Origin of the sequence: Kitasatospora sp. NPDC058406 (assembly GCF_042722765.1) — a bacterium.
Lineage (GTDB): Bacteria > Actinomycetota > Actinomycetes > Streptomycetales > Streptomycetaceae > Kitasatospora.
Window position 1 is genome coordinate 14729 of the sequence record NZ_JBHXKE010000024.1, and the last position, 23679, is coordinate 38407.

General features: G+C 74.6%; 15 protein-coding genes. 7 read left to right on the top strand and 8 right to left on the bottom strand.

The genetic code is table 11. The features are described 5' to 3' along the window. Window positions 1-20: 20 nt before the first annotated feature. From ACFWOG_RS07385 to ACFWOG_RS07400, 4 genes are all read right to left on the bottom strand, one after another. On the bottom strand, window positions 21-809 hold the full coding sequence (locus ACFWOG_RS07385; protein ID WP_380355691.1) for a hypothetical protein: 789 nt from the start codon (window positions 807-809) through the stop codon (window positions 21-23). Next, window positions 806-5128 carry an NEW3 domain-containing protein gene (locus tag ACFWOG_RS07390; protein ID WP_380355693.1) on the bottom strand — a complete coding sequence of 1441 codons (4323 nt, stop codon included), beginning with the start codon at window positions 5126-5128 and terminating at the stop codon, window positions 806-808. Before ACFWOG_RS07390 ends, ACFWOG_RS07385 begins: the two co-directional genes overlap by 4 nt. A gap of 51 nt (window positions 5129-5179) precedes the next feature. After that, window positions 5180-7642: a discoidin domain-containing protein gene (locus ACFWOG_RS07395; protein WP_380355695.1), complete on the bottom strand. Its 2463-nt coding sequence runs from the start codon at window positions 7640-7642 to the stop codon at window positions 5180-5182. Window positions 7643-7882: 240 nt separating this feature from the next. Beyond that, window positions 7883-8995: a LacI family DNA-binding transcriptional regulator gene (locus ACFWOG_RS07400; protein WP_329880943.1), complete on the bottom strand. Its 1113-nt coding sequence runs from the start codon at window positions 8993-8995 to the stop codon at window positions 7883-7885. 170 nt (window positions 8996-9165) lie between these two features. Between ACFWOG_RS07400 and ACFWOG_RS07405 the strand changes: the two genes are divergently transcribed. The 7 genes from ACFWOG_RS07405 to manA all read left to right on the top strand — a co-directional run bounded on the left by ACFWOG_RS07405 (window position 9166) and on the right by manA (window position 19342). Then, window positions 9166-10455 (top strand): ABC transporter substrate-binding protein, encoded by a 1290-nt coding sequence (locus tag ACFWOG_RS07405; protein WP_380355699.1) that lies wholly within the window; start codon window positions 9166-9168, stop codon window positions 10453-10455. A gap of 98 nt (window positions 10456-10553) precedes the next feature. Beyond that, window positions 10554-11426, top strand: coding sequence for a sugar ABC transporter permease (locus tag ACFWOG_RS07410; protein WP_329950083.1), 873 nt, complete (start codon window positions 10554-10556; stop codon window positions 11424-11426). 3 nt (window positions 11427-11429) lie between these two features. Continuing rightward, complete coding sequence (locus ACFWOG_RS07415) at window positions 11430-12392, top strand: carbohydrate ABC transporter permease (RefSeq protein WP_380355703.1); 963 nt, start codon at window positions 11430-11432, stop codon at window positions 12390-12392. Window positions 12393-12496: 104 nt separating this feature from the next. Then, complete coding sequence (locus ACFWOG_RS07420) at window positions 12497-13813, top strand: glycosyl hydrolase (protein WP_380355705.1); 1317 nt, start codon at window positions 12497-12499, stop codon at window positions 13811-13813. A gap of 51 nt (window positions 13814-13864) precedes the next feature. Further along, entirely contained in the window at window positions 13865-16915 is a 3051-nt protein-coding gene (locus ACFWOG_RS07425) for an alpha-mannosidase (protein ID WP_380355708.1), read from the top strand. Window positions 16916-17021: 106 nt separating this feature from the next. Further along, window positions 17022-18023 carry an ROK family protein gene (locus ACFWOG_RS07430; protein WP_380355711.1) on the top strand — a complete coding sequence of 334 codons (1002 nt, stop codon included), beginning with the start codon at window positions 17022-17024 and terminating at the stop codon, window positions 18021-18023. A gap of 20 nt (window positions 18024-18043) precedes the next feature. After that, window positions 18044-19342 carry a mannose-6-phosphate isomerase, class I gene (manA, locus tag ACFWOG_RS07435; RefSeq protein ID WP_380355714.1) on the top strand — a complete coding sequence of 433 codons (1299 nt, stop codon included), beginning with the start codon at window positions 18044-18046 and terminating at the stop codon, window positions 19340-19342. A 175-nt stretch (window positions 19343-19517) separates the two neighbouring features. Here manA and ACFWOG_RS07440 read toward each other — a convergent pair whose 3' ends face one another. From ACFWOG_RS07440 to ACFWOG_RS07455, 4 genes are all read right to left on the bottom strand, one after another. Beyond that, the gene (locus ACFWOG_RS07440) at window positions 19518-20153 is read right to left on the bottom strand and encodes a thioesterase family protein (protein ID WP_329880928.1); all 636 of its coding nucleotides are present in this window, start codon (window positions 20151-20153) and stop codon (window positions 19518-19520) included. Continuing rightward, entirely contained in the window at window positions 20150-20479 is a 330-nt protein-coding gene (locus ACFWOG_RS07445) for a hypothetical protein (RefSeq protein WP_329880926.1), read from the bottom strand. Before ACFWOG_RS07445 ends, ACFWOG_RS07440 begins: the two co-directional genes overlap by 4 nt. Before the next feature lie 233 nt (window positions 20480-20712). Next, a complete protein-coding gene (locus ACFWOG_RS07450; RefSeq protein WP_329880924.1) occupies window positions 20713-21693 on the bottom strand; it encodes a DUF6528 family protein in 981 nt (326 codons plus the stop codon). 382 nt (window positions 21694-22075) lie between these two features. Continuing rightward, a complete protein-coding gene (locus ACFWOG_RS07455) occupies window positions 22076-23467 on the bottom strand; it encodes an NAD(P)/FAD-dependent oxidoreductase (protein ID WP_380355719.1) in 1392 nt (463 codons plus the stop codon). Between the last annotated feature and the right edge of the window lie 212 nt (window positions 23468-23679).

Here is a 23679-nt window from a genome sequence, read left to right on the forward strand (position 1 = left end):
GGCGCGGCCGCCCGGGGTGGTCAGTGGCGGTGGTGGTTGTCGGGTTGGGCGGGGTCGCCGGGGTGTTCGAGGCCGGGGACGAGGGTGAGGCGGGTGGCACGGGCGTGGTCGAGCCAGCGGACGAAGGCCGCGCGACGGACGGCCGCGAGGACGGTGGCGGCCGGATCGGGGCGGTCGGGGCGGTCGGGCCGGCCGGGCTGGTCGGGCCGGGCGGGCCGGTCGGTGGGCGGGTCGGGCGGCGTGGTCCGGCGGGCGGCGGTCCAGCCTCCGGCGGTGACCCACGTGTCCGGGGCCGCCGTGCGGAGGGCCTCCGCCAGGGCGAGCGGCAGGGTGGCGGGGTCGGCCCCGCACGTGCCGCCGTCGGGGAAGGCGAGGTGCCAGACGGTGGGGGTCGCCGCCGGTCGGGTCATGGCGAAGTAGTGGGCGACCTCCTCCGCGGTCGGGGCGACGGCGGCGGTGACGGCCTCGTGGACGGCCCGCACCGCCGCGCTGCCCTCGTACGCGGCGGCGGTGACGGAGCCGAGTTCGACGGCAGTCTGCTGGTCCAGGCGGTCATGGGCGGCCTCGGGGAGGACGGACAGGCCGCGTTCGGCGGCGACCGCCTCGCAGAGCGCCTCCGTCAGCAGCACCTGCGCGACCCAGCGGGCCAGTTGGCGGTCCTCCCCGCTGCCGGGCCGCGGCAGGGCGGAGGCGCGCGGGCCGGTGCGGAGCGCCGCGAGGCGGCGGTCGAGGCCGGTGCGAGGGAGGGGCCGGCCGTCGAGGAGTCCGAGCACCGGGGCGTCGGCGGGCGCGGGCGGAATCGCGGTCACGGCCCGACCACCACCGCGACGGTCGGGGCGTACTGGCAGCGGCCGAACCACATCACCTTGGCGAGCGCCCAGTAGGCGCCGGGGTCGGCGTCCTCGGGCGCGGTGAGGGTGAACTCCTCGACCGCCGAGGCCCCGGCCGCGAGGGTGAAGCCGCGGACCGGCGCGCCGACCGCCTCCCAGGTGCCCCAGGGCGAGACGAGCTGGAGTTCGCCGCGGATCTCGCCCCGGGTGCGGTTGACGAGGCGGACTCCGAGGGCGGCGCCGACGCCGGGGGTCAGCCGGACCGACGCGGTGGCCGCCTCGACGGTCAGGCCGGTGTCACGCCCCTCCACGGACCGGGTGCCCTGGGCGGCGGTCCAGTCCTCGGGGGTGTCGCCGGGCACCGGAAGGATCTCCGGCAGGTCGCCGACGGCCACGGTGACCACGTCCTCGACGTCTTGGCCGTCGTGCGTGAGCCGGACCGCGGCGAAGTACAGGCCGGGGGCGCTACCGGCGGGCGGGGTGAGGGTGACGGGGAAGCGGAGGTGTCCGCCGGCCTCCAGGCGGTAGGGGCGGGCGCCGAGGCTCGCCGCCCACCCGTCGGGCGCGAGGATCCGCGCCGTGCCCTCGACGGCGGCGTCCCGCAGGTGGGAGGAGAGGGCCACCGAGAGCGTGACCGGTTCGCCCGCCGTCCGCAGCAGGCCGGGCGAGGCGCCGACCGAGACCGGGAGGTAGCCGAGCGGCGCCGGGCCCCGGTTGTGCAGCCAGTAGCGGGCGTGCACGGGCTGGGCCGCCTCGGCGACCGGGCCGAGGACCGGGCCGCCGGCCGGCTCCGCCACCGCGGGCCGGGCCAGCACGGTGGCGATCCGGGATCCCGCGAGGTCCGGATCGGCCGGGCCGGTCGGCCGCTCCAGCAGGTCGGCGGCGTGCAGGTCGGTCAGCCCGAGGGCGCCGCCGAGGGTGACGGCCGCGCCGAGGCCGGTGGACTCGACCAGGCGGACGGCGAGTCGGCCGTCCCAGGGGGCGGTCGAGCCGTGCGCGATCGGGTTGCCGGCCGGCTTGAGCGCGCCGAGCAGGGTCCGGCGGGCCGGCTCGACCCGCAGCCAGGAGAGGGTGCCGGGCAGCGGGCCGTCCTGGGCGGGGGCGAGCCGGGCGTACAGCGGATGAGTGAACTCCTGCCCCTGGGCGGGGAGTTCCTGTGCCCGCCAGTCACCCGGTCCGCCGGTCAGCGCGTAGTGGAACTCGTGGGTCCAGTGCTGGAGCTGGAAGGAGGCGCCGTCGGGCAGGGTGCGCCGGGGCGGGTCGATCCAGACGCCCGAGGGCCACCCGGTGCAGGAGCGCATCAGCGAGAGGTGCAGCGCACCGGTGGCATCGACGGCGAAGCCGGGCAGACCGAAGCTCAGCAACGCCGCGGTGTGGTCCACGAGTTGTTCGGTGTCGGGGAGAGGCCCCGGGCAGGAGGCGGCGATCCGGGCGTCGGCGAGGTCGGCGGCGAGCGGGGCCGGGTCGGTGACGACCAGGGCCGGCAGGGCCCTCAGGTCACGCAGGTCCGCGCCGGGCTGCCAGACCTCGGCGAGCGGGGTGCGGGCGGGCACCCAGACGGCGCCGCGCTCCTTCAGGACGGCCGCGTACTCCGCACCCGCCCGGTCGAACAACTCCCGGGTGGCGTCGTTGGTTTCCGGTCCGCCGAGGAGGATCCGGAAGTCCGGCAGGTTGGAGTCCACGTCGAGCCAGCCGTACCGGGCCCAGTCGGCTCCGGAGGTGGTGGCGGTGACTCCGACCCGGGCGAGCGCGACCACCAGCTCCCGCGCGTCGGCGGCCGACGCGAGATCGGGGACGATCACCTCCGCGACGCCGAGCGCGCGTTCGCCCAGCACCGCGCCGGAGACCGGGTCGGTGAGCGTCACCCGGGCCGTGGCGCCGAGACCGAACCAGGTGTTGGCCGGGTTGTCCAGGGTCCAGGGCGCCTCGGCGGAGTCGACGTCGGGCAGGGCGAAGCCGCGTCCGACGACCGCGCCGGCGACCTCGCTGACCGGCAGGGCGCCGGGCAGGTCGACGGGGAAGCGGAGCCGCAACAGCCGGTCGGCGCCCGTGTAGTCGACGACCCTGGTCCGGCAGTCCACCCGGTCGAGGCCGCGCCACAGCGTGACGGTCTGCTCGTACCGGAGGCCCCGGGCACCGGCACCGGCACCGGCACCGTCATGGGCACCGGCACCGTCATGGGGCGCGGTATCGGTGACGGTGCCGCGGACGACCAGTCGCTCGCCGAGCGGTCCGGTCTCGCGACGGACCTCGGCCGGCCGATCGCCGGAACCGGCCACCGGCCCCCTGGGGACGAGGTGCCAGGGGCCCTCGCCGAAGTCGGGGTGCTGCGGGTACTCCTCGTAGACCCGCAGCTCGTTGCCGATCCGCCCGTCCTGGATCAACTCCCTTCCGTGCAGGAGGTCCTGGACGGAGGAGAGGCCGCCGCCGCGCGCCGGGTCGGCGGTCACCCGGTAGCGGCCGTTGGCGATGGTGAGGCCCTCGGCGACGGACCAGGCCGGGTCGCCGCCGCCGGCCGCCGAAGGGACCAGCCGCCAGGTGCGCCAACCGAGCGCCGGCACGTCCTCGGCCAGGAAGCGAAGGGTGCCGCGGTCGACGGCGCCGGGCACCTCGGCCCCGGTGTCGTCCAGCACGCGGACGCCCGGGCGGCCCTCCCCGTCGACGGTTCCCGGGGGCAGCCGGACGGCCACCAGGTCGGTCCGGTCGAAGGAGAGCGTGTTGGTGACCACCACGGCGTCGCCCTCCCCCGTCGTGGCGATCCGGGCCGCCAGCGCGTCGAGCGCCCGGTCGCGGACGTCCGCCGCCAGGTCGTACGCCTCCCGCCAGCCGCCGAGCAGGTCCAGGTAGACCTGGTCGGACTCGGAGCCGGTGATCGCGTCGTGGTGCGCGCCGTAGGCGAGTTGGCGCCAGACCTTGTCCAGCGCGGCCGACGGGTACTGCCCGAGCCCCTGCACGACGGCGAGGGTGGCGAGCTTCTCGGCGTCGACGGCGGCCACCTCGGCCGCCCGCTGGGCCTGCTTGGTGTCGATGTAGGAGACGTCCTTGCCGGTGTAGACCGGGTTCATGTCGCGGGTCTGCGGGCTGGGCCGGCGACCGGTCTCCGCCAGCTCGGCGCGGACGGCGTCCAGGAAGTCACGCGGGGTCCCGCAGACGAAGCGCGGCCACAGGTACCTGCCCGCCCAGGAGCGGTGGATCTCGGTGACCCACTTGTTGGGCGGGGTGTAGTCGGTGCCGACCGGCAGCAGCAGGTTCCTGGTCGCGCCCACCGGCTTGAGCTTGCGGTACAACTCGTAGACGGCCTGCTCGGCGGTGGCGAGGTCGGCGGAGGAGTCCATCCACCAGCCGGCCGAGTAGTGGTGCGGCATGTAGTGGGTGAGCACGCCGTCGCCCGAGGGCGCGATCCACTCGAACTCGCTGGGGAACTGCATGACCCGCGCGTCGTCCTTGGCCTCGCGGAAGTTCTTCTGGATCGGGCCCCACTGGTGGAACGGGCCGCGCGCCCAGGCGCTCCCGGTGAGCCCGGCGGCGGCGAGGTGGCCGGGGAACTGCGGGTCGTGGCCGAACACGTCGAGCTGCCAGGCCGTCCGAGGGTCGCCGCCGAGGATGTCGCGCTGGTAGCCGATGCCGTGGACGATGTTGCGGATCGTCGTCTCGGCGCCGGTGAGGTTGGTGTTCGGCTCGTTGTAGGTGCCGCCGACGAGCTCGACCTGGCCGCGGTCGAGCAGCAGGCGCAGGCTCGCGCGGCGCTCCGGGTGCTGGTCGAAGTACGGCTTCAGGTAGTCGACTTCGGCGAGCACGAACGTGTAGACCGGGTCGCGCAGCGCGAGGTCCAGGTGGGCGTCGACGAGGGCGAAGCCGTTGCGCTCCCAGAGCGGCCGGGTGGTGGCGTCGGCGGAGAGGAGCTCCCAGGGCGAGGTGTAGGCGGCCTGGGTGTTCCACCACACCGGGTCGTAGTGGAAGTGCGGGACCATGAACATGGTCCAGCCGGGCTCGGCGACCTCGACGACGCCCTCGGCGCGGGCGCCACCGGTCCCGGCGCCGGCGTCGGTCCCGGCGGCGCCGGGGGTCGCGCCGAAGGCCGTGACCTCGACGGCGAGTCGGGCGCCGACGGCGGCACCGGTGATCTCCAGGGGGACTTCGACCAGCCCCGTGCCGGACGCCTCGCCGCGCACGCCCGGGCCGGTGACGGCGATCCGGGCGGGCGGGCCGTCGAGGGTGACCCGCAGCAGCTGCCGCGGGGCCTCCTCGGGTCCGACGAACAGGTCCGTGCTCTCGACGGCGGTGATGGTGACCGGCACGGGGGCGGGTCCTTTCCTCGGTGGGGCGGAGATCCGGGCGTGTCCGACGCCCTACGCGCCCCAGGCCTCGAACTCGTAGATGCGGGCGGCGGGATCGGCGCCCTGGGTCGGCCTGGTGACCACCAGCCGGACGTACCGCGCGGTGGTGCTCACCGGGTGGGTGGTGGTGCCCGCGGTGTTGCCGGTGACGGTGGTGACGGTGGTCCACGGGTCGGTGTCGGCCGAGCGGGCCTGGACCGTGAAGTCGCGGGTGTTGAAGCTCGCGCTCTCGCCGCCGGCCTGGGCGTGCCTGACCACGAACTTCGACAGCGCCTTGGCCGAACCGAGGTCCACCTCAAGCCACTTGCTGCTCCCGGTGGTGCACCACTTGTCGCCGTTGCCGCCGTTGACGGTGCCGTTGACGGCCTTGGCCGGGCCCTCGCCGGTGTTGCACTGGCCGGAGGCGGTGGCCGGGCGGTTGAGCGCGAGGTTGCCGCCGGCCGGTGGGGTGCCGGTCCACGGGACGGTGGTGGTGGCGGCGGTGGAGCGGCCGTACTCGGTGGAGACGGCCTCGACCTCGATCACGGTGTTCGCCTCGGTGCCGGCCCGGTCCAGCCGGTTGACGTAGTAGGCGTCGGAGGGGGTGGCGCCGAGGTAGCCGCGGGTGCCGTCGGCGTTGCGCCGGTACAGCTCGTAGTGGTGCACGGCGCCGCTCGTCGAGGGTGTCCAGGAGAGCCGGAGGGACTGGCTGGCGCCGGCCACCACATCGCTCGCGCCGAGCACGGTCAGCCCGCCGGGTGCGCCGGGTGCGTCCACCGCGCCGTCGTACAAGGCGAGTTGGCCGATCCTCACGTCGTAGGAGGGATTCGAGCCGGCCGCCTGGAGGCCGATCTGGGCGATGGTGCGGCCCGCGTAGGCGGAGAGGTCGAGGGTCTTGCGCTCCCATCCGGTACCGGAGTTGCTCCCGAGGTCGAGGGTGGTGAAGGTCGTCGGCGCGTCGGTGAAGGAGATCGCGGCCTTGAGGCCGGTGGCTCCGGCGGCCGGGGTCCTGACCACGACCGAGAGCTTGCTGTCGGCGGCGACCGGGAGCCTGGTCTGGTAGAGCCGGACGGTGTTGACGGCGTTCAGGTTGCCGGTCAGCCGCAGCGAGGAGCCGCCCTCGTAGGCGTCGGTGAAGTCGACCGACGGGGTGAGCCTGGCGCCGGTCGAGGAGACCAGCCACTGGTAGGTGGGCGGGACGTCCTGGAGCGAGAGGTTGTTCCAGCCGCCGGTGGCGACCCTGGTGCCGGCCGCGTTGTGGAAGTCGCCCTCGCCGGAGGAGAAGTTGGTGACGAAGGGCTTCGCGGTGATCGGGGTGGACTCGGCGACGTAGCTCGCGAGGCCCTTCCAGCCGGACGAGGTCGAGGTGTTGGAGGGGTCGTTGTTGGCGCCGACCCAGTAGCGGGCGTCCTTGGCGAGGAAGTCGGCGCGGTCGGCGGCGGACTTCCAGGTCCACTCGGGCCGGTAGAGGCCGAGCGAGGTGGTGTGCGGGCCGTTGGCCGGGAAGAGGCTGTTCCAGTCCACACCCGTGTTGTAGCCGTTGGCCTCGGTGTCGATGCCGGAGTAGAGCTCGTACTCGCTGCGGCCGAGGCCGCGGGCCAGGGTCCGGGAGGAACCGAGACCTCCGGACGACCAGTTGAAGTTGAGGAACATCGAGTCGGAGGTGCGCCGGGCGCCCTCCTGGAGGAAGGCGTCGTTGGCGGAGGTCAGCGCGTTCTGCCAGTTGACGGGCCCCGACTCGGTCATGGCGTCGTACCACATGAAGTCGGTGGCGGTCTGCGCCCTGGTGTACTGCATGAGGTTGCGGATCTCACCGGCGAGGGCCGAATCGCCGCCGCCGGTCTCCTGGTTGATGAACCATCCGTCGAATCCGTAGTACTGGGCGGCCTGGGCCAGCTTGTCGGCGACGGGGTAGCGGGAGCCGGACTTCTGGACGAAGTCGCGGACCCACTGGAGCTGTCCGCCGTACGCGGCGGGCGGGAAGAAGACGGTGCCGTAGACCTTGACGCCGTTGCGGTGGGCGGCGTCGATGACGGTCGGGTTGGGTGCCAGGATCAGACCTTCGCCGGCCGAACCGCCCCAGAAGACCAGCTTGTCGACGTACTGCCAGTAGCCGAACGCGTAGTAGTGGGGGTCGGCGGACCCCTGGGAGGGGTTGTTGGAGGTGGGGCCGAAGGAGACCAGGGAGGCGATCTTCCCCTCGCCGGCCCGGGCGTTGGGGTTGGCCCTGAGCGCCGGGTCACCGGTGCGCGGCTGGAGGGGGACCCGGGAGCGGTTGAACCGGGCGTCCGGATCGGTGGCCGGGTCCCAGTTCAGCAGGGTGTTCGGGTACCAGGAGGAGGCGTAGGGCTGGGTGCCGGCGGCGGCGTTCGCCGCGGCGGGGGCCGCCGGGGAGGGGGCGGCGGGGGTCGGGGCAGCCTGGGACGCGGTGGGTGCGGTGCCCAGGACGGCGGCCCCGAGAGCGGCGCTCAGCAGCAGGGATGTCCGTCGTGACATGCGGTGGCTCCGATCGCGCGGAGGAGGGTGGGGCGGACCGCCCAGAAGGGGGGCGGGCCCGGGGGTGCATGCGTGCGTGGTGATGCCGGTGGTTCCTGTGGCCGGAGGACGCGCGGCCCTGGGGCGGCGTGAAGGACGCGCGGTTCCAGGTGCGTACGGACCGGCGGAGTGACCGTGGGCGGTTCGGCGGACGCCCGCCCACGGTGGCGCGCCGAGCGGGGGTCGCTCGGCGCAGCGAGGCTAAACCGGTTCAGAGCCGCTGTCAACGGTGCCCGCGAAGGCCACCCCGGAGGGTGAACCTGCCCCCCGCGCCGGGCCGGTCGCGGCCGACGAACCCGCCCCGGGCGGCGAGGTGGACTCGCGGACGGTCAGCCGGGGGGTCGGCATCTGCAGGTCCCGGCCGGGCCCGGCGTCGTCGATCACCGCGAGCAGGCTGCGCGCGACCTGCTCGCCGAGCGCGAAGGTGTCCCGGCTGAGCGCGGTCAGCGGCGGGTGCACGATCCGGGCGAGCACCGAGTCGTCGAACGAGACGATCGACAGCTCGCCGGGCACCGCGACGCCCATCTCGCCGGCCACCCCGAGGCCGGCCACCGCCATGACGTCGCTGTCGTAGACGATCGCGGTGGGGCGTCTGGGCCGGGAGAGCAGGGCGCGGGTGGCGGCGGCCCCCTCGGCGTCGCTGAAGTCGGTCGGCACCGAGAGCGCCTCCTCCAGGCCGAGCCGCCGGGAGGCGTCGCGCAGCGCGCGGATCCGCCGCTGGGTGTGCTGGAAGTGCGGCAGCCCGGCCAGGTGGGCGATCCGCCGGTGTCCGAGGGCGGCCAGGTAGTCGACGATGGAGAGCATCGCCTCGCGGTCGTCGGCCCAGATCCGCAGGGGGCCGGCGCCCTTGCCGGGGCCGCCCAGCACGACGGCGGGCAGGCCGAGTTCCTCCAGGACCGCGAGCCGCGGGTCGCGCAGCTGGAGGTCGACCACGATGAAGCCGTCGACGCGGTGCTCGGAGGTCCAGCGCCGGTAGACCTCGATCTCGGCCGCGGTGTCCTCGACCACCATCAGGTGGAGGGCGACGGAGCGGGCGGAGAGCACGGCCTGGAGGCCGGAGAGCAGCTGGCTGAAGAACGGCTCGACGCCGATGGTCCGGGCCGGGCGGGCGATCACCAGCCCCACCGCGTCGGACCTGGCCCCGCCGAGGGCGCGGGCGGCGCTGTGCGGCCGCCAGTTCATCTCCTCGGCGACCCGGAGGATCCGGGCCCTGGTCGCCTCGCTCACCCCGGGGCGCCCGTTGAGCGCGAAGGACACCGCGCCCTTGGAGACACCGGCTTGGCGCGCGATGTCGGCGATCGTCGGTCTGCCCACGGGTTCCGACTCCTCTCTTGACATCCAAGTTTAGGCGGGAGCATAGTCCCTGGCATAGCTAGACCGGTTTAGTAAGACAGGTTCCACAATCCGGCGCAATCCCCGAACCACCCCCAGCACGATCCCCGAAGACGCATCCCCCACCCATTCCCCAGGACCGGGAGACCCTCATGCGAAGAATCTGGGCGGCAGTGACGACGGCGGCGGTGGCCGCCACCGTGCTCACCGGCTGCGGACTGAGCTCCGACGACAGGAGCGACGACACGGCGGCGAAGGTCGCCGCCGCCACCGGCGAGGTCAAGGGCAAGGTCTCGCTCCAGACCTGGGCATTGAAGCCGAAGTTCACCGCCTACGTGCAGGGCGTGATCGACGGCTTCCGGCAGAAGTACCCGGGGGTCGAGGTCGAGTGGCTGGACCAGCCGGGCGACGGCTACTCCGCCAAGGTGCTCAGCCAGGCCGCCGCCGGGACCCTTCCCGACGTGGTCAACCTCCCGCCGGACTTCGCCCTCCCGCTGGCCCGGCAGAGCCTGCTGCTCGACGTGGCCAAGGCCGATCCGAAACTCGCCGAGGAGTACGTGGCCGGCGGTGTCGACGCCTACCGGTTCGCCGGCCAGGACGGCACCTTCGGCTACCCGTGGTACCTCAACACCGATGTCAACTACTGGAATTCGGAACTGCTGAGCAAGAACGGGCTGGACCCGAAGAACCTCCCCGGCACCCTCGACGAACTGATCGCCCAGGCCCGGACCATGAAGGAGAAGTCCGGCGGCTCGACCTACCTGATGAGCCGCAAGCCGGGCCTCGGCGACCTCGTCAACGCGGGCGTCAAGGTGATGGCCGACGACGGCAGGTCGTTCACCTTCAACACCCCCGAGGCCGCCGCGCTACTGGACAAGTACCGCGCCGCGTACAAGGACGGGCTGCTGCCGAACGACGTCCTCACCAACACCTACGCCGGCAACTCCAAGCTCTTCAACGCCGGCACGGCGGCCTGGACCACCGGCGGCGGCAACTTCATCAGCAGCCTCGCCACCGACAACCCGACCCTCGCGCCGAAGATGCTCTCCTCCCCTGCGATGGGCACCCCGCCGCTCTACGTGCAGGGCCTGTCCATCCCGAAGAGCACCAAGAACCCGGCCGCCGCGATGGCCCTGGCCCGCTGGGTCACCAGTGCGGAGAACCAGGCCAGGTTCGCCCAGCTGACCAGCATCTTCCCGTCCACCAAGGCCTCGGCCGGCGACCCGTTCTTCAGCAGGAGCGACGGCACCAACGCGGGCGACGCCAAGGTCGTCGCGTTCACCTCCCTCGCCAAGGCGAAGATCCTCCAGCCCGTCCAGGTCGACGACGCGATGAGCACCGTCATCAACCAGCAGATCGCCCTGGCGATCAGCGGGGACACGAGCTCCAAGCAGGCCCTGGACACCGCCGTGGAGCGGTGCAACCAGCTGCTCAAGGGCTGATCCCGCACCGGACCGACCAGTACCGGCGGCGCGGCGGCACCCCCGGGCCGCCGCCCGCCGGGAATGACCCGCACCGCTCGCCCCAGGAAGGCATCGGCATGACCCACCGGCGTTGGTTCACCCCCTGGCTGCTCGCCGGGCCCGCGATCATCTGGCTGGCCGTCTTCAACCTCTGGCCGGCGATCAACACGGTGATCCTCTCGTTCACCAATGCCAAGCCCCTGGGCGGCGGGCATTTCACCGGCCTCGACAACTACGAACGCGCTTTCAGCGACGACCAGTTGGCGGACGCCCTGCTCAACAGCACCGTCTACCTGCTGATCTGCCTGCCGCTGCTGACCGTGCTGCCCCTGCTGCTCGCCCTGCTGGTCCAGCGCAAGCTCCCCGGCATCACCGTCTTCCGCACCGCCTTCTACACCCCGGTCGTCGCCTCCGCCGTCGTGGTGGCCCTGATCTGGGGCTGGGTGCTGGACGACCGCGGCCTCGTCAACGGCGTGCTGCGGCAGACCGGGCTGGCCGACTCCCCGGTCCCCTTCCTCACCGACCGCTGGCTGCTGCTCTTCAGCGCGATCGCCCTGACCACCTGGAAGGGCCTCGGCTACTACATGGTGATCTACCTGTCCGCTCTGGCCAACGTCGGCCGCGAGCTGCACGAGGCCGCCGCCGTCGACGGCGCGGGCAGCGTCCGCCGGTTCTGGCACGTCACCCTGCCGGGCGTGCGGCCCACCATGATGCTGGTCTCGGTGCTCATCTCGGTCTCCGCGCTGCGCGTCTTCTCCGAGCTGTACGTGCTCTCCAACGGCACCGGCGGCCCCGGCGGCCGGGACATGTCGGTGGTCATGCTCATCCAGATGTACAGCCGCGGCTTCACCGGCCACCTCGGCTACGCGTCAGCGCTCAGCCTGCTGCTCTTCGTCATCACCCTCGGCCCGATGCTGCTCCTGACGCGCCTGAACCGGAAGGCGGCCTGAACCGTGACCCACACCGCCGCCCCCGTCCCGCCGCCCCGTCCCGCCGCCCCCGCTTCCGCTTCCGCCGCCGACCCCGCCGCCCCGCCCGGCGGGCGACCCGGACCGCGCACCGGCCGCGCGCCGCGGCCCCGCAGCCTCCACAACCCCGGCCCGATCCGGACGGCCGGGCGCTACCTGCTCCTGCTGGCCGTCCTCCTGCTCGTCATCGGCCCCTTCCTCTGGCAGCTCTCGACCTCCCTCAAGGGCCCCGACGAGGACGTCTACACCTCGACGCCGAGCTTCTTCCCCGAGGACCTCACCTTCGCCAACTACGGCAAGGTCGCCGACACCATCCCTGTCTGGACCTACGCCGCCAACTCGCTGGTCGTCGCCGCGATCGCGATCTTCGGCAACGTGGTCGGCTGCACCCTGGCCGGCTACGCGCTGGCCAAACTGCGCTTCCGCGGCGCCGGACTGCTCTTCGGCCTCCTCCTGGCCACGCTGATCCTGCCCGGCGAGGCGACCATCGTCTCCCAGTACGTCACCGTGCGGGGGCTGGGCCTGGCCGACTCGCTGACCGGCGTGGCGCTGCCCGGCGCGATCGCGATGCTGAACGTGCTGCTGATGCGCACGGCGTTCGCCGCCGTACCGCCCGAACTGGACCAGGCCGCGCTGGTGGACGGCGCCAACGTCCGGCAGCGCCTGTGGCACGTCGGCCTGCCGAACGTCCGCGGCATGCTCAGCGTGATCGTGATCTTCACCTTCATCGGCGCCTGGGACGACTTCCTCTGGCCGCTGATCGTGCTCAACGACCCGCAGAAGTACACGCTGACCGTCGGCCTCCAGTACCTGAACGGCACGTTCAGCGCCAATCCCCGGCTGATCGCCGCCGGCACCATGATCGCGTTCCTGCCGATCGTCGTGGTGTTCGCCGTCTGCCAGCGGTTCTTCTTCAAGGGCGTGGAGGAGGGAGCCGTCAAGGGATAGCCCGCCGCCCGCCCGACCCGTCGCCGATCCGTCGCCGCCCCGACCACCCGTCGCCGCCCCGACCGCCCCGCGACGGCCGCACCCACCGAGGAAGCGCACCGAGCATGACCGCCGCCCAGCCCCCCTCCCCGGCCACCGCCCCCCACCCGCGCCCCGCCGCCTCCCGGCCGCGCGCCGCACCCCCGCGCTTCGGCGTCAACTACACCCCCACCGCCGGCTGGTTCCACCACTGGCTCGACTTCGACCTCGACGCCGTCCGCGCCGACCTCGACTCGATCGCCGCGCTCGGCCTCGACCACGTCCGGGTCTTCCCGCTCTGGCCGCTCTTCCAGCCCAACCGCACGCTGATCCGCCCGCGCGCCGTCGAGCAGCTCGTCGACCTGGCCGACGCGGCCGGTGAACGCGGACTCGACGTCGCGGTGGACGGCCTCCAGGGTCACCTCTCCAGCTTCGACTTCCAGCCCTCGTGGACCCAGACCTGGCACCGGCGGAACATCTTCACCGACCCGGACGTCCTCGACGGCCAGGCCGAGTACCTGCGCACCCTGGCCGCCGCCCTCGCCGACCGGCCCCACTTCCTCGGCATGACCGTCGGCAACGAGGTCAACCAGTTCTCCGGCGAGCCGCACCCCGACCCGGACCGGGCCACCCCCGGGCAGGTCGAGGCCTGGCTGCACCGGATGGTCGGCGCCTGCGAGCAGGGCGCGCCCGGCCGGCTCCACCTGCACGCCTCCTACGACGCCGCCTGGTACCTGGACGAGCACCCGTTCACGCCCTGGCACTCCGCCCGGATCGGCGCCGCCACCGCCGTGCACTCCTGGGTGTTCAACGGCACCGCGCAGCGCTACGGCGCCCGCTCCACCGCCGCCCACCAGCACGCGGCCTACCTGGTCGAGCTGTCGAAGGCCTGGGCGCCGGACCCGCACCGGCCGGTCTGGCTCCAGGAGGTCGGCGCCCCCGCCCCGCACATCGCCGCCGAGGACGCCGCCCGGTTCACCGGCGCCACCGTCGAGGCCGTCCTGGACTGCCCCGACCTGTGGGGCGTCACCTGGTGGTGCTCGCACGACGTGGACCGCGCGCTGGCCGACTTCCCCGAGCTGGAGTACAGCCTGGGAATCCTCACCACCGACCGGCGGGTCAAGCCGGCCGGCGCCCGGCTGGCCGCCGCCGTCACCGCCGTCCGCGAGGGCTGGCGAGCACCGGCCCCGCGCACCACCGCGGTGGTGGTCGCCACCGGCGACGAGGTCACCGCACCCAAGCGCTCGGTCTGCGGCCCGGGCGGCAGCGTCTTCGAGGCGTTCATGCGCCTGGCCGAGGACGGCGCCCGCCCGACCGCGGTGCTCGCCGAACACGCCGGGGATCCCGCCCACCTGTCCGCCCGGGGCATCACCGAGGTCGTCCACCCGGACGACGTACGCTGACGACCCCTCCCACGTTCGTTCCCCCTCAGTCGCACAACGGAGTCCGCTGACATGCACGATGACCGCAGCCTGGTCGAAGCCCGCCTCAAGCGCGTCCTGGACGAGCGCATCCGCCCGGCGGTCCACCCCGAGTCCGTCCCGCTCTCGGTCACGATCTGGACGGCGCCCGGTGAGCCCGTCCCGGTCGCCGAGGGCCTGGCCGCGCCGCGCTCGCCGATCGCCGTCGGCGACGCCTGGGGTGCGCCGTGGGGCACCAGCTGGATCACCGTGACCGGCACCGTGCCCGAGGCGTGGGCCGGGCGCACGGTCGAGGCCCTGATCGACCTCGGTTTCGACGCCAACATGCCGGGCTTCCAGTGCGAGGGCCTGGTCTACCGGCCGGACGGCACGCCCGTGAAGGGCCTCAACCCGCAGAACCAGTGGGTGCGGATCGCCTCCCCGGCGGCCGGCGGCGAGCCGGTGCTGCTGCACGTCGAGGCGGCGTCCAACCCGGTCATCCTGGACTACCACCCCTTCCTGCCGACCGAGTTGGGCGACAAGGAGACCGCCGGGAGCACGCCGCAGTACCGGCTGGAGCGGATGGACCTGGCCGTCTTCGACGAGACGGTCTGGCAGCTGGTGATGGACCTGGAGGTGCTCGGCGAGCTGATGGCGGAACTGCCGGCCGACGGCGCCCGCCGCTGGGAGCTGCTGCGGGCGGTCGAGCGGGCACTCGACGCGATCGACCTCCAGGACGTCAACGGCACCGCGGCCGGGGCCCGTTCGCACCTCACCGAAGTGCTGGCCGCGCCCGCCGTGCCGTCCGCGCACCGGATCAGCGCGATCGGCCACGCCCACATCGACTCCGCCTGGCTCTGGCCCCTGCGCGAGACGGTCCGCAAGGTCGCCCGCACCACCGCCAACATGACCGCTCTGCTGGAGGACGAACCGGACTTCCTCTACACCATGTCCCAGGCGCAGCAGTTCGCCTGGATCAAGGAGCACCGCCCCGAGGTGTACGCCCGGGTGAAGAAGGCGGTCGCGGACGGCCGGTTCGTGCCGGCCGGCGGCATGTGGGTGGAGTCGGACACCAACATGCCGTCCTCGGAGGCGATGGCACGTCAGTTCGTTCACGGCAAGCGGTTCTTCCTGGAGGAGTTCGGGGTCGAGAACCGGGAGGCCTGGCTGCCGGACACCTTCGGCTTCACCGGCGGCCTGCCGCAGATCATCCGCAACGCGGGCTCCAAGTGGCTGCTCACGCAGAAGATCTCGTGGAGCCAGGTCAACAAGTTCCCGCACCACACCTTCCTCTGGGAGGGCATCGACGGCACGAGGATCTTCACCCACTTCCCGCCCGTGGACACCTACAACTGCTCGATGAAGGGCAGCGAGATCGCCCACGCGGCACGGAACTTCAAGGACAAGGGCGTCGCCCGGCGCTCGCTCGCGCCGACCGGCTGGGGCGACGGCGGCGGCGGCACCACCCGCGAGATGATCGCCAAGGCGGCCCGGCTGCGCGACCTGGAGGGCTCGGCCACGGTGCGCTGGGAGCGGCCGGCCGAGTTCTTCGAGAAGGCCGAGGCCGAGTACCCGAAGCCGCCGGTCTGGGTGGGCGAGCTCTACCTGGAGCTGCACCGGGCCACGCTCACCAGCCAGGCCCGGACCAAGCAGGGCAACCGGCGCAGCGAGAACCTGTTGCGCGAGGCCGAACTCTGGTGCGCCACGGCCGCGCTGCGCACCGGCCACCCGTACCCGTACGAGCAGCTGGACCGGATCTGGAAGACGGTGCTGCTGCACCAGTTCCACGACATCCTGCCCGGCTCGTCGATCGCCTGGGTGCACCGCGAGGCCGAGGCCACGTACGCGCGTCTGGCGGCGGAGCTGGAGGAGCTGATCGGCGCGGCCCAGCAGGCCCTGGCCGGGGACGCGGCGGGCGGGCGCGAGCTGGTCTTCAACGGTGCCCCGCACGTCCGTTCGGCGGTGCCGGCGGGCGGGGCGTGCCCGGTGCCGGCGACCGGCGCGGGCGGCGGCTGCACGGTGACGGCGCGCGACGGCGGCGGCTTCGTCCTGGACAACGGCCTGCTGTCGGTGGCCGTGGACGGCGACGGGCTGGTGGTCTCGGCGGTCGACGCGGCGAGCGGCCGGGAGACGGTCGCCCCCGGGGCCCGGGCCAACCTGCTCCAGCTGCACCCCGACTTCCCCAACATGTGGGACGCCTGGGACGTGGACCAGTTCTACCGCAACACCGTGACCGACCTGACCGCGGCGGACGAGGTCGCGGTGTCCGTCTCCTCCCCCGACGAGGCGGCCGTCCGGGTGGCCCGCTCGTTCGGCTCCTCCACGGTGGTCCAGACGCTGAGCCTGCGGGCCGGGTCGCGGCGCCTGGACATCGACACCGAGGTCGACTGGCACGAGACCGAGAAGTTCCTCAAGGCGTCGTTCCCGCTGGACGTGCACACCGAGCGGTACGCGGCCGAGACCCAGTTCGGCCACCAGTTCCGCCCGACCCACACCAACACCAGCTGGGAGGCGGCCAAGTTCGAGGCCTGCAACCACCGCTTCGTCCACCTGGAGGAGCCGGGCTGGGGCGTCGCGCTGGTCACCCCCTCGACGTACGGCCACGACGTCACCCGGGCGGTCCGCGCGACGGACGGCGGGACGACCACCACGGTCCGCTTCTCCCTGCTGCGCGCGCCGCGCTTCCCCGACCCGCAGACCGACCAGGGCGTGCACCGGTTCCGGCACGCGCTGGTGCCGGGCGCGGCGATCGGCGACGCGGTCCGCGAGGGGTACGCCGTCGGCCTGCCGGAGCGCCGGGTGACCGGTTCGGCGGAGGCGGTCCGGCCGCTGGTGGAGCTGGACGAGGCGGCGCTGGTGGTCAGCGCCGTCAAGCTCGCCGACGACGGCAGCGGCGACCTCGTGGTCCGGGTCTACGAGGCCGGCGGCGGGCGGGCCCGGGGCCGGCTCCGCACGTCCTTCCGGCCGGCCTCCGCGGTGCCCTGCGACCTGCTGGAGCGCCCGTGGGACGGCACGCGCGGCGAGGTCGCGGTGGACGGCGACGGCGTCACGCTGAGCCTGCGGCCGTTCGAGCTGGTCACCCTGAGGCTGACGCCCTCGGCCTGATCCTGTTTGCTGTCCCTGTCGACGGTCCGTCCCGTCGCCGTCGCGATCGATCGCCCCCGCCCGGCCCCCGGGCGGGGGCCCGTACCCCGCCCCGGAGCCACCCGCCATGACCGCCCCCACGCCGCACTCCTCCGCCCGGCCCTCCGCCGCGCCGGCCCCCGACGCGCAGGCGGGCGCCGGCTCCGCCGCCGGGCCGCTGTTCGCCGCAATCGACATCGGCGGGACCAAGATCGCCGGGGCGCTCGTCGACTCCGCGGGGGCCCTCGCGCACCGGGTCCGGTTCCCCACCCCGGCCAAGGACCCCGGCGCCGCCGTCCTCGCCGTCGTGCACCGGGTGCTGGACCAACTGGCGGCCGCCCCCGGGTGGGCCGCCGTCGGCGCCGTCGGCATCGGCAGCGCCGGCCCGGTGGACCTCGGGCACGGCACCGTCAGCCCGGTCAACATCCCCGGCTGGCGCGACTTCCCGCTCACCGCCGAGGTCGCCGCGCACCCCTCCGTCGGCCCCCGCACCGTCGTACTGGCCGGGGACGGGGTGGCGATGGCCGCCGCCGAGCACTGGCGCGGCGCGGCACGCGGCGCCGACAACGCGCTCTGCCTGGTCGTCTCCACCGGCGTCGGCGCCGGGCTGGTGCTGGACGGCGCCGTCCGACCCGGCCCCAGCGGCAACGCCGGCCACCTCGGCCACATCACCGTCGACCTCGACGGCGACCCGTGCCCGTGCGGCTCGCGCGGCTGCCTGGAGGGCCTCGCCAGCGGCACCGCGATCGCCCGCCGCGCCCTCGCCGGGGGCTGGCGCCCGACCGGGGACGACCGCTCCGCCCGCGCCGTGGCCGCCGACGCGCTGGCCGGCCACCCGGTCGCGGTGGCCGCCTACGACCGGGCCGCCCAGGCACTGGCCGCCGGGATCGCCGCCACCGCCTCGCTGGTCGACCTGCACCGGGTGGTGATCGGCGGCGGGGTCGCCGCCGCCGGCCCGGCCCTGTTCGACCCGCTCGCCCGCCACCTGGACCGGTACGCCGCGCTGCCGTACGTCCGCGGGCTCGACGTCCGCCGCGCCGAACTCGGCACCGACGCGGGCCTGATCGGCGCCGCCGCGCTCTGCCGCTGACCCTCCCCCGGAGCACCCGCATGCCCACCCCGCCGTCCGCCCCGCCCGCGCACACACCCCCGTCCGCGCTGCCCCCGTTCGCCCTGCTGGCCAATCCCGTGCGCGACTACGCGTGGGGCTCCACCACCGCCATCCCCGCGCTCACCGGCACCCCGCCGACCGGCGCGCCGCAGGCGGAACTCTGGATGGGCGCACACCCGTCCGCGCCGTCGGTGCTCGACGACGGGCACGGACCGCGCCCCTTGGACCGGCTGATCGCCGAGGCCCCCGCGCAGTTGCTGGGGCCGGAGACCGTCCGGCGGTTCGGCCCACGGCTCCCCTTCCTGCTCAAGGTGCTGGCCGCCGACCGGGCGCTCTCCCTCCAGGTCCACCCGACCCGTACCCAGGCCGAGGCGGGCTGGGCCGCCGAGGAGGCCCGTGACGTCCCGCTCGACGCCCCGGACCGGGTCTACCGGGACCGCGGCCACAAGCCCGAACTCATCTGTGCTCTGGGTGACTTCGAGGCGCTCTGCGGGTTCCGCCCGGCCGCAGCGACGGCCGCGCTGTTCGACCGGCTGGCCGTGCCGCTGATCGCCCCGTGGGCCGCGGCGCTCCGCCGGCGCCCCGCCGCGGAGGTGCTGCCCGCGCTGCTGCGGCACGTCCTGGAGGTGGCCCGCCCCGGGGCCGGCGACCTCGCCGCCGTCACCGCCGCCCTGCACCGGACCGCCGCGGACGGCGGCCCGTTCGCCGAAGCCTGCGCCGGGTACGCCCGCGCCGCCGCGGACCACCCCGGCGACCCCGGGCTGGTCGCCGCCCTGCTGCTCAACCACGTCCGGCTCCGGGCGGGTCAGGCGCTCGCCCTGGACGCGGGCGTGCCGCACGCCTACCTGCGCGGGGTGGGCGTGGAGCTGATGGCCAACTCGGACAACGTGCTGCGCTGCGGCCTCACCGCCAAGCACGTCGACGTCGACGGCCTGCTCGCGGTGACCGCGTTCCGCACCGGCGAGCCGGCCGTACTGACCGCCCGCACCCCCGACGACGGGGGCACCCCGGACGGTGCACGCGCTCCGGGCGGCGGCGGGATCGAGGAGCAGTTCCCCTCGCCCGCTGCCGAGTTCCGTCTCTCACGGCTACGACCCACGGCCGTACCCGTCCGGGTCGACCTGGCGGACGCCCCGCAGATCCTCCTCTGCACCGCGGGCCGTGCCCGCCTCCGCGCCCCCGGCGGCGCCGGCCTCGACCTCCCCCCGGGCCGCTCCGCCTACCTCCGCCCCGGCGCCGGTCCCGTCCGTCTCACCGGCCCGGGCGCGGAGCTCTTCCGCGCCACCGTCGGCGGCTGAGGAGCGGTACGCGCCGGACACCGCCTCCACCCCTTGCACAGGAAGAAGCCCCAGTCGACTTCCTGTGCCCGGCGTCGGCTCACGCGGTGGTTCGGCGCGTGCGGTGGATCGGTGCGCGCGGTGGTTCGGTGCGCGCGGCGGTTCGGTGCGCGGTGTCCCGGCCTCGCGCGGCGGCTCAGCGCCCGCGGTGGCGGTACGACCCCACCGGGACGCTCCGGGTCAGCGCACCGAGACCCGGCAGGCGCCGGCGGGGCCGGTGGTGGGCCGGCACGGGCGCGGCCACCGGTCCGCGCGGCGACTTCACCGCCACGCGGGGCGGCTGCGCCGGGCCCTCGCCCGTCGATCCGTCTGCGATCGGCCCCTCGGCCGTCGGGTCCACCGGCTGGAACGCCGAGAGGAAGCTCCGCTCGGACGGGCTGAGCGTACGGGACCGGCCGGACGCCTCGTCCCGGGCCACCACCACCGTCCGCGCCCGCATATACGTCCGCGGGTCGCGGCACACATTCACCACGACATGCGCGGAACTGCGCCCCAGACGTTCAACGCTCAACCGCACCAGCAATGGTTCCGGCTGATGGTGCAGCTGCTCCAGGTAATCGATCTCGTGCCGGGCGATCAGGAATCCGGACGGAAATAGCGAATCCCGGACGGCGACCGCGTGGTGACAGAACAGGTCGTAAATTCCCTCCTGGACGTAGGAGACCAGCCGGGCGTTGTTGATGTGCCCGTTCTCGTCGACGTCGCTCCACCGGGTGGGACAGGCCAGGACGTGCGCGTTGGCGTGCGCCGCGTGCGTGTGCGGCGCGCTCACCGCTGCTTCGGCCCGGCGTCGCCCCGACCGGCGGCGGCAGCCCCGGCGGGCAGCAGCGCCCGCTGCAACCTCGCGTAGTAGACGGCGTGTTCGGACGCCATCCGGGCGGCGGTCCAGCCCTCCTCGGCGGCCTCCGCGGCGGCCTGGACGACCAGGCTGTCGAGCACCCCGTCGACGGCGCGGCAGAGCTCCGCCACCGCCGCGAAACGCTCGGGGACGTCGGCCCCGGAGGCCGCGTCACGGGCCGGGAACGCGGCGAGCGAGTCCACGGCGAGCCGCAGTTCGTCGACGGTGTCCGACCGGTTTTCCGAAAGGCAATTGCGCACAGTTTTCTCCCGAAACGGATACGGCATTGTCTGATGTTCGAACCCAGTGAGTGGTTCGAGTCCCCCCGGCGCCATGGACGCTATCCCAGCCCGGGCACCTCGCGGATGGTTTACGGAACCAGAGCGGAAACTGACCACCATTGGAGTAGTTTGCCGCTGCATAAAATCAGCCGCATCCACCGAATGCCAGCCCGGTCCCATAGTCCCACCGGTCGCTCCCCCGGGCCTTCCGCTCACGCCGCGCTCCCCCAACTGGTCCACCAGCGCGCCTTGTAGAGCCAGGCGCCGGGCAACCTCCGGACGGCGTCCGGACGGTGCAGCGAGAGCACCGAGGTGCACCAGGAACAGGGGCCCGCGTGGTCCGGGGCCGCGATGAGCAACCGCCCCGAACCCGGCTCGTCGCCGACGCTCTTGACGTCCCTCCCCGCCTGCTCGCCGCCCAGGCCGACCTTCGAGAAGCGGTCCGTCGCGGGGTCGAACCGCCAGAGGTGCCCGGCGGTGCTCACCCAGAAGCGCCCGGGCGTGGCGAGCACCGGCGCCAGGTCGTGACCTCCCGGCTCCGGCAACGGCACCGCCCGGACCGCGGTCAGGGTCGGCGCCGCCGCGGTGCCGCCCACCCGGAGCGCGGTCAGCGTGTCGTCGCCGACCGCCCAGAGCAGTCCGGTCCGCCGGTCCCAGTGCACGCCGTGCGCGCCCGGGAGCCGGAATTCGGCGTGCACCGAGCTCCGCGGCCCCTGCGAGGCCGTGTAGAGCCGGATCCACCCGCCGGTGGAGGCCGCCACCGCGACGTTCCCGTCCGGCAGCAGCTCCGCGCTGTGCGGGTTGGCGAGCGGACCGGTGTCGACCGCCCAGGCGGCGGCGCCGGTCGCGGTGTCGACCGCGGCCGCCAGCCCGCCCGAGGCGGTCGTGAGCAGGTAGCGGCGACCGTGCCGCACCCGGCTCTTCGCCTCGTCCGGCATCGACCAACTGCGTTCCGGCCGGAGGTCGTCGAGGTCCGGCGCGGTGTCCGCCGACCACGACCAGACCACCGGCAGGCGGTCCGGCCCCCGGTAGGCCATCAGCTCCTCGGCGCTCTGCAGCACCAGCACCCGCCGGGACGCCTGGTCCACCACGACGACCGCCCATCCGGGCCCCGCCGTCGCCTGCCCGGTCGGCACCGTCGCCGCGACCGCCGCGAGCACCGCCACACCCACCGCCACGCGCCACGTCCGCACCCACTTCACCTCCACCGTCCGCCCTCGCCCTCGCCCTCGCCCCACCGTCCGGTGTCCTTCCCCGACCCGCCAGCGGGCAGGCTCCGACCGGCCTATCCGCTCCCCCCGGGCCACCTCCCCGCCAGGGGCCCGCTACCGCCCTCCGGCGTAGCCCGCACCGGAGCACCGGTCTGCGCCCCGCCCGACACTCCGGGCCGGGACCCCGCCCGACACTCCGGCCGCCCTCGTCGGTGCGCCGCGCCTTCGGTGCGGAGGAGACGGGGCCGGGCGGCACCCCGGGTGAGGGCGACGCGTCCGGCCTCGCCGACCGTCCGCGCCCGCCCGGCCCGCGGACGCCGCCGAGGCCCCCGGGGACCGGTGCCCCCCGTCCGCCGGCCCTCGCCTACCGGCCGGCGACCAGGTCGCCGAGGCGGGCCAGCGGGGAGGTCGTGGGACGGCCGGCGGCCTCCTGACGGTCGGCGGCGTGGTAGACCGCGTAGAGGGCGTGCACGCCGAGCCAGCGCAAGGGCTCGGGCTCCCAGCGGCGGACGGTGTGGCCTACCCAGGGCAGCCGGGTCAGCTCGGTGTCGCGGCCGAGGACGAGGTCGCACAGGGTCCGCCCGGCCAGGTTGGTGGTGGTCACCCCGCTGCCGACGTACCCGCCGGCCCACCCGAGCCCGGTGCGGCGGTCCAGGTCGACGGTGGCGCACCAGTCCCGGGGCACGCCGAGCACACCCGCCCAGGCGTGGTCGATCCGGGCGGACCGGGCGGCGGGGAAGAAGGCGTCCAGGACCTCCCGCAGCTGCCGGACGGTCGCCTCCTGCGTGGTGCCGTCGGTGTCGGTCCGCGAGCCGAAGCGGTAGGGCACGCCGCGCCCGCCGAGGGCGATCCGGTCGTCGGCGGTGCGCTGCGCGTACATGTAGGCGTGGGCGAAGTCCCCGAGCACCTCGCGGCCCTCCCAGCCGGTCCCGGCCCAGAACGACGGCGGCAGCGGCTCGGTGGCGATCATCGCCGAGTTCATCGGCAGCCAGGTGCGCCGCTCCCCGGCCAGCCCGGCGGTGAACCCCTCGGTGGCGCGCAGCACGTACCGGGCGGTGACGGTGCCGTGCGGTGTGACGGCGGCCGGCCGGTCGCCACCCCGGATCTCGGTGACCGGCGTCCCCTCGTACACCGCCACGCCCAGCCGCTCCACGGCCGCCGCCAGCCCCGCAGCCAGCTTGGCGGGCTGCACGCGCGCGCCGTGCGGGCTCCACACCCCGCCGAGCGCGCCCTCGACCCGCAGTCGCTCCCGGGTCTGCGACGCGCTCAACTCCTCGACACGGCCCGGTCCGTAGGCGGCCTCCGCGTCCGCGAACGCCCGCAGCCGGGCCAGCTGGGCCGGTGTCCGGGCCACCTCCAACACCCCGCCCCGGACGAGGTCGGCGTCGACGCCCTCCGCCGCCAGGGTCCGCGCGACCTCGCCGACGGCCGCGTCCATCACCCGCTGCATCGCCGCGGCCCGCTCCCGCCCGTACCGCCGGGCGAACGCGCCGCGCCCGGCGAACCCGTTGTAGAGCCACCCGCCGTTGCGCCCCGACGCGCCGTACCCGCAGAACCGCGCCTCCAGTACGGCGATCCGCAGCCCGGGGTCGGCCTTCCTCAGGTAGTACGCCGTCCACAGCCCCGTGTACCCGCCGCCCACCACGCACACGTCGACGTCGAGGTCCCCGGGCAGCGCGGGCCGCGCCTCGGGCACCCCCGACTGCCGCCACCAGAACGACACCCCGCCGTTCACACCCGCAACGCCAGACGCCACGACCCCGACCTCCACTCACGCCGTTCCCGGATCCCCGGACGCTACGCGCGCCCCGGGCTCCCGGACCACCGCCACCGTGCAAGGAATCCGGCCGTGCGCCCCCGCCCCCCGGGAGGGGGGGGCGGCCGGGCCCGCCGGGGGGGGGGGGGCCCCGCAGCCCCGGGGGGTGGCGGGGTGCCGGGGGGGGGGGGGGGTGGGCCCGCCCCCGAGGG

What these genes read in the sequence shown, in the direction of transcription:
- ACFWOG_RS07410 (WP_329950083.1), top strand. Translation starts at nt 10,554, where the DNA reads ATGACCCACCGGCGTTGGTTCACCCCCTGGCTGCTCGCCGGGCCCGCG.
- manA (WP_380355714.1), top strand. Translation starts at nt 18,044, where the DNA reads ATGCCCACCCCGCCGTCCGCCCCGCCCGCGCACACACCCCCGTCCGCG.
- ACFWOG_RS07430 (WP_380355711.1), top strand. Translation starts at nt 17,022, where the DNA reads ATGACCGCCCCCACGCCGCACTCCTCCGCCCGGCCCTCCGCCGCGCCG.
- ACFWOG_RS07405 (WP_380355699.1), top strand. Translation starts at nt 9,166, where the DNA reads ATGCGAAGAATCTGGGCGGCAGTGACGACGGCGGCGGTGGCCGCCACC.
- ACFWOG_RS07420 (WP_380355705.1), top strand. Translation starts at nt 12,497, where the DNA reads ATGACCGCCGCCCAGCCCCCCTCCCCGGCCACCGCCCCCCACCCGCGC.
- ACFWOG_RS07425 (WP_380355708.1), top strand. Translation starts at nt 13,865, where the DNA reads ATGCACGATGACCGCAGCCTGGTCGAAGCCCGCCTCAAGCGCGTCCTG.
- ACFWOG_RS07395 (WP_380355695.1), bottom strand. Translation starts at nt 7,642, where the DNA reads ATGTCACGACGGACATCCCTGCTGCTGAGCGCCGCTCTCGGGGCCGCC.